We start from the raw sequence: 15,898 nt of genomic DNA on the forward strand, positions 1-15,898 counted from the left end.
CGCGGGAGCGCCGCCGGAACTTCACGGGGTCCGCCGCTAGTCGTCGAGCGAGAGCGCGCCGAACTGGCGGTTGGAGCCGAGCTGCATGCGCAGGAGCACCGCATCCTTGCCGTCTTTCTTGGCGTTCGAAATCTTCGAGCGCAAATCGTCCCCAGAGGTCACCGCCTGCCCGTCAAGCTGGAGAATGACAACGCCTGGCTGGAGCCCGGCGTCTTCGGCCGGACTGCCGGGGCGAACCGCCGTCACGACAACGCCGTCCACATTATCCGGCACGCGGAACTGCTGGCGCAGAATGTCGTTCAACTCGGCGACCCGGAGACCCACATCCGCCGCAAGGCTGTCATTGTCATTGGACGGAACATCATTGTCGGCGACCGCGCTATCCTCGTCGCGCTGGCCAAGCGTCACCTTGATATTGCGGATCTTGCCATTGCGCTGGATTTTGAGATCAACTTTCTCGCCCGGTGAATAGGACGCAACCCGGCGCGAAAGTTCATTCGCGCTGCCGACATCGGCGCCAGCGATCCCGAGAATGACGTCGCCGTCTTCAAGGCCGGCCTTTTGCGCCGGCGTACCGTCGATCACATCGGCGACAAGCACGCCGCCTTTTTTATCGAGACCAATAGCGGCGGCTATTTCGGTCGTCACTTCCTGAAGCTGAATGCCGAGCCAGCCGCGCGTGACCGACCCATTGGCGATCAATTGAGCGACCGTTTCCTTGGCGACGCGCGCCGGGATCGCAAAGCCGATGCCGACACTACCGCCATTAGGGGAAAAGATCGCCGTGTTGACGCCAACAACGCGGCCTTTCAGATCAAAGGTCGGCCCGCCGGAATTACCACGGTTGATGGGCGCGTCGATCTGGATGAAATCAAGATACTGGTTCTCGCGATTCTGCCCGCCAATGGCGGAGACAATACCGCTCGTCACCGTGCCGCCAAGACCGAACGGGTTGCCCACCGCAACGACCCAGTCGCCAACACGCAAATTCACGTCATCGGCGAACTCAACATGAGGCTGACCCGATTGCGGCTTTATTTTGAGAACGGCGAGGTCCGTCAGCGGATCGGTGCCGACCACTTCGGCGTCCACTTCATCGCCATTGGCGAGGCGCACCTGAACCTTGTCGGCGTCTTCGACCACATGATTGTTGGTGACGACATGACCTTCATTGTCGATGAAAAAGCCAGAGCCTTGCGCTTCCATGCGGCGCACGCCGCCTTCGAAATCTTCCGGGGCGTCGTTATCGTCGGGCGTGCCAAAACGGAAATTGAAAAACTCCTCAAGTCCTTCCGGCATGTTGCGGCGCATATCCACTTCGCGCTCAACCAGAACACTCACCACTGCAGGGCTGACCCGCTCCACGAGATCGGCGAAAGAGAGCGTGCCGTCAGCGGCGAGCGGCGGCGCCATCAGACGCGGCGCCTGAGCGTCTGCTGTGGAAAAGCCGAGGCTTGCGGCCGTCAGCGCTGTTGCGGCGACGCCAGCGGCGAGAATACCTGCGCGGCGAAGTTTTGATTTTCGAAAATACTGTGTCGTCAACGTCATCATCCTTCTATGCCTTTTCAACGGAAGCGCGCCCCGCTTCATTTGACCATAATGTAATTAATGATGACGCGGGCGCGGCGAAAGCGCTCCTCCGACATTAAAAATTGTTAAAAATATCAAGCGATTCGGGAGTTTACCGTCACGCCGTCGGTCAGCATCCGGTGAACCGGGCATTTATCTGCGATTTCGAGCAGCCGGGCGCGCTGCGTCTCGTCGAGATCGCCTTCAAGCCGGACCTCCTTTTCGAGGACCTTGGGCGCGTGGGAATCCCCCGCCGGGCCCCGGCGGATGCGAATCTCCACGGATTTGACGTCCCATTTCTTGCGGCGGGCATACATCTGGATGGTCATGACCCCGCAGGCGGCGAGCGCCCCCTCGACCGTGCGGGTCGGATTGGGGCCGAGATCATGGCCGCCATCGGCGGCGCTGGCGTCGATCACCATGGGGTGGCCGTCAATGGATAGCTCAACGGCGAGCGGCTCGCCCTTCATCGTGCGGGCGAGCGCGCCGCCGGTGAATTGAGGCGCGGAGGTAGTTTCCAGCGCATGCGGCGCCGCGCCGATATAACGGCCCGCCCAGGCGGCGAGCACCGAGGCGGCGTAGCGGGCATCCGCCGGGTCCGACAACAGATGATCGGCGCTGTCGAGGCTGACGAAACTTTTGGGATGTTTCGCGGCGATGAAAATCTTTGTTGCATTGTCGACCCCGACGGTCTGGTCGAACGGCGCATGCATGATGAGAAGCGGCTTCTTCAGCCTCGCCGCGCAGGCGAGCACATCCTGTTTTTCGAGATCATCGAGAAACTGTTTCTTGATGGTGAAAGGCCGACCGGCAAGCGTCACCGTCGCCATTCCCTTCTCTTCAATCTCGTCGCGATGCTCAGAAATCTGCATGGCGACGTGATCGGCCTCCGCCGGCGCGCCGATGGTGGCGACGCCTTTGACTTCCGGAATGCGCGTCGCCGCAACAATCGCCGCCGCCCCGCCGAGAGAATGACCGATGAGGATCGACGGCGCTTCATAGGTCTCGCGCAGGAAATCCGCCGCCGCGACAAGGTCGTCCACATTGGAGGAGAAATTGGTGTTCGCGAATTCGCCTTCGGATGCGCCGAGCCCGGTAAAGTCGAACCGCATCACCGCAAAGCCTTCGGCGCGCAGCGCCCGCGCAATTTCCCGCGCCGCCTTGATATCTTTTGTGCAGGAAAAGCAATGGGCGAACAGCGCATAGGCGCGGGGTTTGTGCGGAATATCCAGCGCCGCGGCGAGCGTTTCCCCGCCTGCGCTTTGAAATTCGGTTCTTTTGGTTTCGCCGGTCATGTGTCTCTCAATGCTATAAAGGCTGTCGTGTTCCGCGAAGGGGAACGGTCATCGCAACAACAAAATGACGTAACGCTAAACCGTCACCGCCGCAGCCGCGGCGCGATCACGGATCAGCCCCGCCTCATCACTTTTCAGCAAGGGCTCAACGATTGAGAGCGATTGTTCGAGCAGCCGTTTCGCGGCCGCCCGGTCGGCGCCTTCCGCCGCGCGAATTTCCGCCACGAGATCATTGGCGTAAGTGCCCGCATAGGCGCAGGCGTCCGCCAACACCTTTTCGCTAAGGCCGGGATCGGAGCCGAGGCGGCGCGCATCCGCAGGGGCGTCATTGAGGAGCGCAACGGCGCTTTTTGCGTCGTCAATAACGCCCGGCGCAACGGGGGCGGCATAATCGGGCCGGGGCGCCGCAAGACGGCTAGACCCGCGCGCTGCGCGCACCGGAAGGGCCGCGCGCAAGGCGCGGAGCGCCTGTTCCACAAAGCGCGCATGAGCCTCGCCGGCAATATCGCGGCAAGCCTCGATCCGGTTGAGAACGACATTGTCGCCGGCCTTTTGCGCCTGGCGTGCAAGGCCTTCGGCGTAATCAATGAACCAGCCAAGCCGCGCCTTGGCGCTCTGCACCTCAAGGGCGCCGGCGCCGGCTTTTTCAAGGGCGCGCGCAATTCCTTCAAGATCCTCGAACAGGCTTTCAGGAAGCGCCATCACGGTTTCGCGCGCAGGGGTCAGCCGCTCATCCGCGCTCCGGGCGAGGTGATAATAAACGCCGAGCGCGCGCCACGGCGCCTCCAGCCGGCCTTTCAGCGCAAGCAGCAGATAGCTCGCAATCGACGGAGACTGTTCGTAGACGGAAAGAAACAATTGCCTGAGATCGTAAATCTGTTCTTCGCTCAAAGACGGCGAATGGGAGGGCACGACAATGCGCAGTGTGCGCAACGCTTCCGCCGCCTCCATCAAGTCACGGATCTCTTCGAAATCGGCGAGCGCCGCCTCTCCGCCGAGCGTTTCGACAAGGCTCGCCCGCGTCGCTTCGGTTTCTTTGACGCGCGTAAAGAGTCGCGCCAGCCCCGCCTCGGCAGCTAAAAACAGCGACCGCTCCAACTGCTTCGTTTCGCCGCCCGACCGATACGCATCATCCAGCGCGGCGGCGGCCATCGCCGCCTCGGTCAGCGCCGGGTCGGTCATCATCACCCGCCAGATGGGATCGAGCGATGTGCGCGCAATCTGCGCCTGGCGTTTCTTACCGCTCCTTACACTGACGAAGAAATCTTCAAAGGGCTCAAAGAATGTGCGTTTCGCGCTGGGCCTGCGCACTGGCGCCGCGCCCCGTTCACGCAGCTTGCGCCTGAGATCATCGAGCAGCGCATTATGGGGAAGACCTTCACCGCCAGCGTCGCGATCACCCTCAAGCGCGGCGAAAAGCTTTACGGCCGCAGCGACCGGAAGCTCGCCCAAAAACGCGCTCAGGCGCTCACGCTTGCGTTGTGATAATCCCATGAAGTCGTTTGTCCCGCCGGATATCGTCTTTACTCGTACGATTGAAAAGGAATGAGGTCAAACGCCTCCCGCGCTTGCGCGCAATAAAACTACTTGCTTGCGCGCAGTAAAATCATGCGCTTATGCGCCAGCGAAGTCCCGCCGCGCTTTTAGATCCGCGCCCTTCCATTTCTTGACGAATTCTTCAAGCTCCTTGTCGCCGCCTTCCGGCAGAACGATTTTCAGCTTCACATATTGATCGCCCGCGCCGCCGGATTTTTTAGGGGCGCCGCGGCCCTTCAGACGCAGCACAGTTCCCGAGCTTGAATTTTTCGGCACATTGACGGAAACATCGCCGGCGATTGTCGGCGCCGTGATCTTGCCGCCCAGCACCGCTTCCTTCAGCGTGATGGGCGTTTCGATATAAATGTCGTCGCCCTTGCGATCGAACAGCGCATGCGGCTTTACCTTGACTTCCACATAGACGTCGCCGGCGCCGCCGGGCCCACGCTCGCCCTGCCCTTTGAGGCGCAAGGTCTGGCCGTCTTCAAATCCCGCCGGGATCGTGAGATCGAGTGTTTTGCCGTCAGGCATGGTGACGCGTTTCTTGGCGCCGTTCACAGCGTCAAGAAAATCCACTTCGAGGCGATAGCGCGTATCGCGCCCGCGCCCTTGCTGGGCGCTGTGGGCGCGCGCCTGACGCGCGCCGAAAATGTCGGAAAAGATGTCCGAGATATCGTCGAAGGAGGCGCCGGCGCCAGGGCCGCCGCCGGGACCGCCTGCGCCTGAAGAATACCCGCGCCCACCGCCCGCGCCGTCGCGCTGGGTCCATTGATGGAACGGGTTCGGACGTTCGCGCCCGTCATCGTCGATCTCGCCGCGATCGTATTTCTTGCGCCGTTCAGAATCGCCGAGAATATCGAAGGCGGCGGAGACTTCCTTGAACTTGTCTTCTGACTTCTTGTCGTCAGGATTGCGGTCGGGGTGGTATTTTTTCGCAAGCTGACGGAAGGCGGAGCGGATTTCCGCATCCGTCGCTTTCGGGGAGAGCCCGAGCACTATGTAAGGGTTCCGCGCCACTGCCGGTTAAATCCTTGTTAAACCTTGCTCTATGGGCGGAGTCCGCCCTCCCGCATAGAGATAGGTGATTTTCCCCGGAAATGAAGAGTTTAGCGTTAATTTTGGCAAGGGATTTGTCGCCAAAGCCGCCCGGAGAGGCTTTTTCAGGGCGGCCGGATTGGAGTATGCCGAAACGTAACTGCTCATTGAGGGGATATTCCGTGAAAAAACGTATTTTTCTGACGCTCGCCGCCGCGGCTGTGCTCTCGGGTTGTGACGCGGCGAAGGACGCCGCCGCGACGACAACGCCGTCCGATGAGGTGGCCGCCGTCGCCGACGCCTATATGGCCGCGATCGTGGAGATTTCGCCTTTCGCCATTCTCTATTCCGGCCTCGGCGCCGAAATTGAAATCCCGAATGACGCCTTTGACGATATTTCGCCCGAAGCCAATGCGCGCTTCGAGGAAACGGAGGACGCGCTGCTGGCCCGGCTTGAAAAGATCGATCCCGCAGGCCTGACCGATCGCGCCGACTGGGTCGTCTACGAAACCGTAAAGGAATACATCGTCTCGAGCGTCGGCGTGCGCATTTGCCATCAGCCCTGGCAAAGCCTCAACCACATGTTCGGCTGGCAGAACGGATTGCCCATCATCGCCTCGATGCAACCGGTGGAAACGGATGAAGAGCGCGCCGAAGCCATGGCCCGCTGGGAAAAACTTGCCCGTTATATCGCAGCGGACAAAGCCAATCTCGAAGAGGGTCTCGCAGAAGGCTACTCCGTGCCGAAGCGCGTGGCGAACCGTGTTCTAGCGCAGCTCGACTCGCTCCTCGCCGCGCCGCCGGAAAGCTCGCCCTTCATCGCTTTCGCCGCGCAGGGCGATGACGACTTCAAGGCGGCCGCTACGGCGCTTGTTGCTGACAAGATTAATCCGGCGATCGCCGATTACCGCGCCTTTCTGAAGGACGTTTACATTCCGGCGGCGCGTGACGATCTCGCCATCACCGCCAATCCGGACGGCGCCGCCTGTTATGAGGCGCTGTTGCGGAACTATCATGGCGCGCCCATCGGGTCGGAAAAAACCTATCAGCGCGGACAGGAAACCGTCGCGGCGAACACCGCCGCGGTGATCGAGCGCGGCAAGGAATTGTTCGGCGTCGAGGACTTCGCCGAAATTCTGGAGCGCACGAAAACCGCGCCGGGCAACCGCTTTGAAAGCGAACAGGACCAGATCGATTACACGCGCGCGCTGGTTCCCGTCACAAAGGAAAAATCGGCGCCGTTCTTTTCGAACCTGCCCGCACAGGAGTTGGTCGTCGAGCCTTACGCCGACTATCTCAAAGGCACCGGACAATCCTCGCGCTATGAATCGACCCCGGCATCGGAAGGCCCCGCCACCTATCGCATCAACACCGACGAATGGGCGACGCAAACCAAAGGCGAAGCGCAGATCGTCGTCGTGCATGAAGGTTGGCCCGGCCACCATTTGCAGATCGCCACCGCCTCCTCCATTGAGGGATTGCATCCCATCGTTCAGCTCTTGAGCTCCACGGCCTATGTCGAAGGCTGGGCGCGCTATTCAGAAGCGCTGTCAGAAGAGGCCGGGATTTACGACACGCGCTATGGCGAAATTTCGCGCCGCGCCTGGCCCGCGCGCGGCATGGTCATGGACCCGGGATTGCACGTATACGGATGGACCGAGCGACAGGTGAAAGACTTCGCCATCGAAAGCGGCCGCTTTGACGAGAAAAGCGCCGAAGCCCTGCTCGACCGCCTCGCCGTCATTCCGGGGCAACTGACCGCTTACGACACCGGCGGTCTTGAAATCTTCGCGCTCCGCAAAGAAGCGGAAGAACGGCTGGGCGAAAAATTCGACATCAGGGAATTCCACGACCGCATTCTCGAAAACGGCGCCGTTCCGCTGGGCGCGATGAGGGAGCATGTGGAGGAGTGGATTGAGGAGAATGAGTAAGCGCGACGGTGAGTCCTAACTCCATAAATGGGCGCCAGACTAGTTTGCGGATGCTGCTCCCTATGGCGCAGCATCCAGCAACGCTCCAACTCTTGAGCGGATATCCGCGTCCAACTTTGGCAAAACCCTTTCCTCACAATCCGGCCAATAACCGTTTATTCCTCTCAGAATAACTGCGCCAGCGTGCTCGGCCTTGGAAACTGGCACACCTTGAGATCTTAATTTTGCGTCAATAGCTTCAACCTTGCTCAGCAAGTCGTCGTTCAGCTCGCCTTCCAGCAAATAGCCGCGCATGCTGTTTGAGAAGACAGCGTCATATCCAACACCGGGGACACGTTCTTCATCATCGTCTCCATCGAAGAGAAAGCACCGCAGCTCCACTCTTACAATTTCATCAAGCGTAAGATCATAACTCCGCCAATCGAAATAAGGAGAATAATGAAGGCCATCTGTATGAACGATCCTGCGCCAGTTGACGTCGAGCGCCGTAAAAATAACCGCAGCAATGCCCAGAAGAACACTCGCTTTATAGATGAAACCGCTGAATTCATCATACGCCTCGCGAATGAACTGCTGCGGATCAATCTGTTGATCCGGATCATAACGGCGCTTGCGCACGAACCGCGTGAATATTTTCGCATAAGACTGCAATGGGCGCGGCTCTCCATTCATGCTATTCCAACCGCATCGCATATGGAGATATTCGCCGAAACGCTGGTGTCGTTTACCCAGCCATTGGAAGACGGCCCAGTAGGCAGTGCTGGCAAATAGAAAACTGAAAGCAACACCGCCAATGAAACCAGGCCCAAACGACGATATAACGCTTTCTTCCGGGATGCCCGAAACCTCAACGGCATTGAAGAATTCGGCTTCAAGCCAAAAAACAAGAACTGGAAGCGCTAAAAACCAAGCAATCAGACCTAGCACTGCGGACCAATACAGCCAGCTGTATGATGCAGGGAAGCTTGCGTCCGAGATGTAGTCATCGATACTTTGAAGACTTTTTTCGATAAAGGTTCTTTCCTGTATGGATAGCGACCGATTCACGTCCTCGCCAGCCGCTGACCCAGAGCCAACAGCTATCCTTTCGATGACAATCTGGATCAGGAAGAAAATTGAATAGACGAGGATAATGATGACTGGAATGTAGAGGATTTTCCAAAACACGCCGCCTAGCACGTCAGGTATTCGAGCGAAGTCTATATCCGCGCCCTCAAAGATGACCCGCACCATTAAAGCGCCATAGAAAAAGAACAGTACGAGCAGTACGATCTGGAGCGCAACAACGATCCCAATGTGCATTACGCCCGTCACCGCCGCAGCCGGTGACAATGATTTCAATTCGTAGAAGTCGGCGGGTATAAGCGGCTCATTTACCGCTTTTTCAGCGCCATCATCCTGTATTTCATTCGCATCTTTACTCGCTCCATTTTGCGCGAGGAGTTGGAACAAATTCAGAAAAGAAAGAACAGGAAACGCCAGCACCCAAGAAAATTTCGGGTCGCCAACGAGCAATGCCTTTCCGCCAAGCCATCCGTTGAGCATCAACGAGAAAAAAAGCAACGAAACCCAAAATTGGCTTGTGCTTTTGCTGGCGGAAACGATCAGCGAAAACAGACCTATGGCAATCCAGTGAGCTTGAATGAGCACAAAGGAGTCGCTGCCCGGTGGTTGAGAGACAAAAATCGGCTCTATTTGGTCAAGAAATATGCCAATCAGGATACATGCGATCCCACCGAGCGCATTGATAGCGCTGAAGAACTGTCTGCCGCTGATCACTGAACCGCCACCCCTATATCACTTGTAACATTTAATACTTGGACTAGGTCAGTACAATATCTCTTCGCGCCTCCGCTCCCTCTCCCACCGCATCGGAAACTTGAGCGACCGCGAAGGTGAGCGTCGCACCGGGGTCGCTTGATCCGAAATCGGCGAGGATGTCCGCCGCGGCGTAGGCGTACTCGCTCGTCGTTGTCTCGACGGTGCGCACGGGGCTCGCGCCGTCATAGATGGTGACGCGGTACCGCTCGTCATATTCGCTTAACGGAACCTCGCCCTCCCATGAATCGCCGCCCTCTCGCGTGCGCCTGATCCATGACAGGCGAATGTCGCTTCCCGCCCACGCGGCGCGCAAATGCACCGGCGACAGGGGGATGAGCCCGCGCGCGCTCATGGTCAGCGTCTTGGTCGTGAAATTATCCGTATCGGGAAGGTCTCCTTCCGGCCCCGCCTGCCAGACGAAGGAAAGCCCGCGGGCGTTCACTGAAAATGCGGCTTGCGTCACGGCGGAATTGAGCAACACAAAGCGCGCATCGACCGACGCGCCCGCCATCGCTTGCTGCTCGCTGCCTGCCTGTCCGCGCAACAGCCCCGACAGGCGCCAGCGCCCGTTCTCCAACAGCTCAGCCGTTTCAAACTGACAGATCTCCCAGCCGCCATTGTCGGCCTCGACCGCGAACAGATTGGCGCCGGCGAAGACATCCTCTTCCGATTTCGACGAGAGCGCGCCGAATGCAAGGCGCAGATCCACATGGCGATAAACACGTCTTCCCGATCCCGCGGGCGGCAGGGCGGTCTTGATCCGGCCCATCACCGCGCGCGAGGACGCAAGTCCCGCCAGCGCCGGGGCGCCTTCGCCCGCGCTGCGATAAAGCGCGGCGCCGCCGGGCCACGGATCGGAAAACGCGGCGAACCAGGGAGCCGCCGGGTCGTCGCCGCTCCGGAGCAGCGGCAAATCCATCAGCGCCCAGATCGGCGCCGAATAGATATTGATGTCGCCCGACGCGGCGTAAGCGGCTGTCGACAGGGGCGCGTCATAAACTGCGGGCGCGACGCGCAGCAGAGATGCGTCCCGCGCAAAGCCGTCCTCAATCTCGGTCACACGATACAAGCGCTCCGCCCCCAGATCATTGAGGATGATCGCGTCGCCTGGCTCCAGCGCGGCGGCGGACGGCGGCAGGGCGAAGGACAATCCCTCGCGCATCACCCACGCGTCGGCGAGAATGGAGCGCGCCCGCGCCTCCGCTTCCGATGCGGGCATCACCGCCGCGATGTCGGCGCCCGCCTCGCGATGGGGACGCGCGCCGGGATCGCGCGCTTCGGCGACGGCGGAGGCGAACCCGTCCTGCTCATCGAAAAAGCCAAGCCGGAATGCGGCGGGCAAATCGGTCTCCTGCGCCAGCGTCAGGGTAAAGGCGCCGTCCCGCCGTTCCGCGAGATCGGCCGTATCAAGGATCATCACCGGCGCGCCCGAGCGCGGCTGGAACCGCAAGATGTCGCCGGATTCCACCACATCGAATTGATAGACATCCGCGAGCGGATCGATCATCTCGCGTGCGGACATGGGCCGGTCGACCACATAGCCGGTGGCGACGCCTTCGAGCCCGCCGGATTCCACATTCGTAAAACCCGCCTCGGCGGCGAGCGCCGTCACCAGCAAATCGAGCGGCGCGCGGCCAAGGCGGCCATTCAGCCAATGCCCCTTCTCCCAGTTCGGAGTATCGCCCCAGACATCGGACCGCGCGGGAAAGTCCGGAAAGGGCCGCGCATCCCACGCCCACACATAACGCCGGTCGATATCCACCATGCGCGCTCCGTAAACGGAGGATGTCGGGTTATTGGCGTGTTTCGACCAGTAACGCGTCTGCGCCTCCAGGAAGCGCCGTTGCGCCATGTCATCGCGATGACCGGAGGAAAAGTGCGGCGTCGCGCTTTCAGTGCTTTTCGGATCGACAAAAACATTGGGCTGGTTTGCGCCCTTGTCGATTGCGGGACAGCCTGTCTCCGTAAAATAAATCGGCTTCGATTGCGGAACCCACGCCGTCGGCGCTCCGGCCTTCACGCCGCCGGGACGGTTGTAATGGGCGTTGCTCCACCAGTTCAGAAAATCCTTGTTGCGGAACACCCAGTGCTCGCCATAAGCGCCATCGGTGATGGCGGTGCGTGTTTGCGCCGCGCGGTCGGCGTCCGAGGCGTAATGCCAATCATAGCCTTCGCCGCCGCCGATATTGTCTTGCAGATATTGCAGATCATACTGGCTCTTGGCGCCGGCGAGCGCGTCCGTGTGGGCGTAACCGTCGCGCCAGTCGGCGGCGGGCATGTAATTGTCGACGCCGATGAAATCGATGTTTCCGTTGGCCCACAGCGAATCCAGATGAAAGAACACATCGCCCGATCCGTCGGCTGGCTGATGGCCGAAATATTCAGACCAGTCGGCGGCGTAGGAAATCTTCGTCGAGGGCCCGAGGATCGCCCGCACCTCAGCCGCAAGCGAAATCATCTGCGTCACCGCCGGATAGTTGTCGGCGTTGTCCCGCGTCGTCGTTACCCCACGCAGTTCAGAGCCCAGCAAAAATGCATCGACCCCGCCCGCAAGCGCGCAGAGTTTGGCGTAATGCAGAATGAACCGCCGGAACGACCATTCGGCAGGGCCCGCATAAACCACCTCGCCATTGGCGATGGAAAAATGCGCCGCGCTCGCGGTTCCGAAAAAGCTGGCGATAGCGCTTGTGGCGCCGGCGGTCTTGTCCGCCGCCCCGGCGTCAATGCGCCCGCGCCACGGATAGCCACTCGCATCCATCAGGATGAAGGGATGGAACATCACCTTCAGTCCCTTGGCGTTCAACGATTGTATGGTCTCGACGATGTTTTTGTCGGCGGGCGTCCCGCCGTAAGCGGCGCCGCCATCATGGGTGGAGATCAGATGCGCAGCCGAACGCGTCACCCCGCCCGCCTTCCATTCATAAGGCGCCGTTTCCTTGTCCGTGGTTTCAACGCCCGGACGGATTGTGCAGGATGCCGCGTTGAGGGAATTCCCGAACCACGCTGACACCAGCGAAACATGTTCGAGATTGGGCGCCGCGTCGATCAGCGCATCGATGGAGGCGCGGAAATCGGTGACGCCCGCCGTATTGTGAATATTTTCACTCGCCGTCACGCCCTCTTCGATGACGCGGTTGACCCCCGTGGTCCCGTAGACGAACTCCCCCGAGCCGGGGATCAGCGAGACGGCGGTGAGCTTGTTTTCCAGGGCGTAGGGTTCGACGGTTTTCAGGCTCTTTTCGATCTCGAAGGAAAGCTGGGGGATGCGGTTGCCGAAATCTTTCAGCGGCAAATCCTCGAAGACGATATAGGCGAGCCCGCGAAAACCCGGCGCCGCGCCTGTTCCTTGGGTTGCGAGAATAAGCGCGTCGGGCGTTTGGCTTTCCGTTCCGCGATAGACGCGCACATTGTGTTTTGAAACATCGAACGGCTTGCCGTCGGCCCAGACGCGGCCCACCCGGTCGATTTCTCCCTCACACAAACCCACCGCGAAAGAGATGGAATAGAGATATTCCGTATAGGTTGTTTGCGCGGCGGGGCGGCCGCCCTTGCCGCCGCTCGACTCTGTTGTTTGCGACGACGTCTCCTTGAAATTCGCCGCCCAGATGAGTTGCCCCGCGACGCGCGCGCGGCCGAAAACCCGCAAGACAGGCGCGCCCTCCTGTGACGCCTGCAGCTGAAAACTATCGAGGCGCGGGCCCTCCACTTTGCGTTTGCGCGGCCCGAAGATGAGACGATCGGCGTAACCGGCGGCATAGGATGCAGCGGTTGTCGCGACGGTGCGCGCGAGGAACGCGCCGATGCCGCCCTTCGCGACAGCGCCCGCCGCCCCTTGCGCAGCGGTGAGAAGCAACTGTGCCATCAGAGAACTCCGGTTTTGGATCGCTCATCCCGGCCCTTCATCCTGAGGAGCCAAAATTCCTTCGCCCTTCGAGACGCGCGCATTTTCATGCGCGCCCTCGGGATGAAGGAATTTTGGCGTCTCGAAGGACGCCGGGATGAGCGGTCAGAAAATTCAGTCATTGCGTCACTCCCGGAAAGGAAAAGACGCCGGCGATGCGGCTGCGCCACCAGCGGTTCATCCAGCTCTCCACCACCGCGCGGCCCGCATAAGCGTGGATGAAGGCGTTTGGCGATGTGGCGATGCCGCAATGTTTCGCGGGACCGTCCGTAACGACCCGGAAAATAATTACGTCTCCCGGTTCGATTTCGCCGGACTGTTTTTCGATGAGATTGCGGCGCGCGGCGGAGAGCAAAGGCTCGTCTTTTTTGCGTTCATTCCAGTCGGGCGTGTAAGGCGGCGGCAATTCGGGCTCGGCGCCATAAAGATCGCGCCAGACGCCGCGAATGAGACCGAGACAATCGCAGCCCGCGCCCTTCGCGCTCGCCTGATGCACATAGGGCGTGCCGAGCCAGCCTGCAGTCGCGGCGAGGATGTCAGTGCGGTTGATGAGATTCGAAACAGGAGCAGCGCTCACTTCAATCTCCCTCCTGTATTCTTCTCGCTCTTCAGAGGATAGGAGATCGCGAAGTCATTGCCCGGCATGAAGGGAAAGCCGCGAAAGTTTGCGGCATTTGAAAATTTTGCGCGGCAGGTATCGAAGCGTTTGTCACAGCCTGCGGTGACGGTGAATTGATCGCCCACTTCAATCGCGGCGCCCGCAGGCAGCCAGAGCGAAATGGCGCCCGATTGCGTCTGCGTTTTCACATGCGCGGCGAGCCCGGCATTGGCGCCCGTCATCCAGGTCAACAGCCCGTGCGCGAACCATGCGTCCTCGAAGCTCGCAAATCCGCTGCCGACGAAACTCTGCGCATCACGAAGCGCGGTGACGGCGCCGGATGTCTTAAACGCCGCTTGGGTCAAATCGACGCCGCATTTGGTTGACCCCACATTGACGTCGCAAAGCCGCTGATAGACGCGGCCAAGCGGTTGTTCCAATGCATGCGAAAGCCCGCGCAATTCCGCGCGAAAGGCCGCGCCCTCGCGCTTCACTTCGCCGATGACGCCTTTTTTGAGGAGTAAACGCTGGTCCGCATCCGCCCAGTTCACGCGGAAGACTTCCACTTCCGCGCTGTCATAACGCCCCGCCGCAAGGTCTTCGCCCGAGAGCGCAGACGCAGACAGCGCGCCCTCGATCTCCGCATTGTCCGCAGCGAGATCGGCAGAGGAAGATAGTGCGGAGCCAACGGCGCCTGTATCGGGCAGGAATGTCGTTCCGTCAAAAGTCAGTGCGCGATCATGATCGGTAAAGCCGAGCACGAAACCGTCGCGCCGCGTCACCCGCCAGCAAGTCGCGAGTGTCGTCGCGCCCGTATCGAGGTGCGCCTGTAATCCTGTATCGACCGCGCGCATCAGACCAGAACCTCAATCAAGGGGATCGAGGGAATGTCGCCCGCCTGAAACGCCGCGAGATTGATGCGCAGTTCATCCGTGTCGAAGCGCACGGGCGTGTCGAACAGAAATCCGGCGGTAATCGCCGCCGCGGCGGCGGGCGGCGACGCAAAACTCACAACGCCTGTCGTTTCATCGAAAGTGAAGTCAACGCCTTCGCTTTGTTCAACGCTGTCCACCGCGACGCGCACCGACCCCAACACCGGTTTCCGGATCGGCCGCGCATAGGCCGCCGCGCCAGACGCATAGCGTTTCAGCAATTGGAAATCCGTTTCGCTTCCATCGCCGGCGCCAATGGTCTGATCGTCCGGCGCAGGGCTTTCAGCCATGCGGCAGCTCTTAAAATCGAACGGATCGCGAAAACGAAACCCGTAAAGCCGCCCGTGCCGCGCCTCGAAAAATGCGATGACGTCTTCGATGTCGGCGATGGACTTAACGCCGTAACCGGCGTTGAACGACCGCCGCGACCCGGCCCAGGGGGAATTGCGCTCCTCATGGCCGGAAACGAGCGCGACAATGTCGGTCTTGCGGGTCGGCCCGCCTTCGGAATTCAGCGCAATATCGACGGGGAATAAGATTTCGTGGAAAGACATAGGTTGTTACTCAACTGATGGTTGGCGTCACAAATTCCGCTGGCCGCGCCCGACCGCACGCGCGAGCGCTGCGGCCACTTGCGTTTCGGAGCGTTGGAAACTTTGAACATCGGTGACGCCCGGCAGGGAGATGTTCACCGTCATGGCGCCCGTCCCCAAAGGTCGGACCGTTCCCGCGCCGCCCGGCGTAAAGAGTTCCGGTCCGCGCTCCCCCACAAGATAAGCCGCGCCCGGCGCCACCGGCCCGCCGCCCGCGCGCGCTCCGCCAAAGGCGGAGGTCAGCGCATTTGAAATGAGGTTGTGCACCGGCTGGCGCACAAGACTGTCGATGGCGAAGCGGCGCAGATCCTTCAGCAACGCGCCGGTCAGTTTCTTGAGGGAAAGCTCACCGCGCTCGGCGGCGCGGGCGAGATTGGACTGGATGGAATTCGCCGCGGTCTCAAAGGCTTCGTCGATCAATGCGGCGGCAGGTGCGATCCGTTCGCGGGCGATGGATTCGATTTCGCCCGCCGCCTCTTCGACGCGGGCCGTGTTGACGGTGACATTGATATGATCAGGCATTGGTTTTCCCGTGAGTGTTGATGAGCTGCATCAGCGCATCGCGTGTCATTATTTCGTTTTGCGGAGCAGCGGCTTCGAGCAGCGCGCGCCATTCGCAAACCGACAGCGCCCAGAACGCGTGCGGCGTAAGCCCCAGCCGCAAGACGGCGAAAACAAGCATCGCGC

12 protein-coding genes are annotated in these 15,898 nt (G+C 60.5%); 1 reads left to right on the forward strand and 11 read right to left on the reverse strand.

Features of this window, described 5'->3' with window-relative positions; translation table 11 throughout:
* Positions 1-36: 36 nt before the first annotated feature.
* The 4 genes from ACFOOP_RS18995 to ACFOOP_RS19010 all read right to left on the reverse strand — a co-directional run bounded on the left by ACFOOP_RS18995 (position 37) and on the right by ACFOOP_RS19010 (position 5,417).
* Entirely contained in the window at positions 37-1,551 is a 1,515-nt protein-coding gene (locus ACFOOP_RS18995; protein WP_379882740.1) for a Do family serine endopeptidase, read from the reverse strand.
* Between the two features lie 113 nt (positions 1,552-1,664).
* The gene (locus ACFOOP_RS19000) at positions 1,665-2,864 is read right to left on the reverse strand and encodes a bifunctional alpha/beta hydrolase/OsmC family protein (protein WP_379882741.1); all 1,200 of its coding nucleotides are present in this window, start codon (positions 2,862-2,864) and stop codon (positions 1,665-1,667) included.
* 75 nt (positions 2,865-2,939) lie between these two features.
* The gene (locus tag ACFOOP_RS19005; protein WP_379882742.1) at positions 2,940-4,358 is read right to left on the reverse strand and encodes a hypothetical protein; all 1,419 of its coding nucleotides are present in this window, start codon (positions 4,356-4,358) and stop codon (positions 2,940-2,942) included.
* Positions 4,359-4,478: 120 nt separating this feature from the next.
* Positions 4,479-5,417, reverse strand: coding sequence for a DnaJ C-terminal domain-containing protein (locus tag ACFOOP_RS19010; protein WP_379882743.1), 939 nt, complete (start codon positions 5,415-5,417; stop codon positions 4,479-4,481).
* Between the two features lie 200 nt (positions 5,418-5,617).
* Here ACFOOP_RS19010 and ACFOOP_RS19015 point away from each other — a divergent pair, with 200 nt between their 5' ends.
* Positions 5,618-7,366 (forward strand): DUF885 domain-containing protein, encoded by a 1,749-nt coding sequence (locus ACFOOP_RS19015; RefSeq protein WP_379882744.1) that lies wholly within the window; start codon positions 5,618-5,620, stop codon positions 7,364-7,366.
* 60 nt (positions 7,367-7,426) lie between these two features.
* On the opposite strand, the gene ACFOOP_RS19020 is transcribed toward ACFOOP_RS19015, so the two are convergent.
* From ACFOOP_RS19020 to ACFOOP_RS19050, 7 genes are all read right to left on the reverse strand, one after another.
* Positions 7,427-9,145 (reverse strand): hypothetical protein, encoded by a 1,719-nt coding sequence (locus tag ACFOOP_RS19020; protein ID WP_379882745.1) that lies wholly within the window; start codon positions 9,143-9,145, stop codon positions 7,427-7,429.
* 43 nt (positions 9,146-9,188) lie between these two features.
* On the reverse strand, positions 9,189-13,049 hold the full coding sequence (locus tag ACFOOP_RS19025) for a baseplate multidomain protein megatron (RefSeq protein ID WP_379882746.1): 3,861 nt from the start codon (positions 13,047-13,049) through the stop codon (positions 9,189-9,191).
* A 157-nt stretch (positions 13,050-13,206) separates the two neighbouring features.
* Positions 13,207-13,665: an NlpC/P60 family protein gene (locus tag ACFOOP_RS19030; RefSeq protein ID WP_379882747.1), complete on the reverse strand. Its 459-nt coding sequence runs from the start codon at positions 13,663-13,665 to the stop codon at positions 13,207-13,209.
* Complete coding sequence (locus ACFOOP_RS19035) at positions 13,662-14,540, reverse strand: phage/gene transfer agent baseplate hub protein (RefSeq protein WP_379882748.1); 879 nt, start codon at positions 14,538-14,540, stop codon at positions 13,662-13,664. The genes ACFOOP_RS19030 and ACFOOP_RS19035 overlap by 4 nt, the downstream gene beginning before the upstream one ends.
* Complete coding sequence (locus ACFOOP_RS19040; RefSeq protein WP_379882749.1) at positions 14,540-15,172, reverse strand: phage distal tail protein, Rcc01695 family; 633 nt, start codon at positions 15,170-15,172, stop codon at positions 14,540-14,542. The genes ACFOOP_RS19035 and ACFOOP_RS19040 overlap by 1 nt, the downstream gene beginning before the upstream one ends.
* 27 nt (positions 15,173-15,199) lie before the next feature.
* On the reverse strand, positions 15,200-15,733 hold the full coding sequence (locus tag ACFOOP_RS19045) for a phage tail tape measure C-terminal domain-containing protein (protein WP_379882751.1): 534 nt from the start codon (positions 15,731-15,733) through the stop codon (positions 15,200-15,202).
* Positions 15,726-15,893 (reverse strand): phage tail assembly chaperone, encoded by a 168-nt coding sequence (locus ACFOOP_RS19050; RefSeq protein ID WP_379882752.1) that lies wholly within the window; start codon positions 15,891-15,893, stop codon positions 15,726-15,728. Before ACFOOP_RS19050 ends, ACFOOP_RS19045 begins: the two co-directional genes overlap by 8 nt.
* Between the last annotated feature and the right edge of the window lie 5 nt (positions 15,894-15,898).

The organism is Hyphococcus aureus, assembly GCF_042643165.1.
Classification (GTDB): Bacteria; Pseudomonadota; Alphaproteobacteria; order Caulobacterales; family Parvularculaceae; genus Hyphococcus; species Hyphococcus aureus.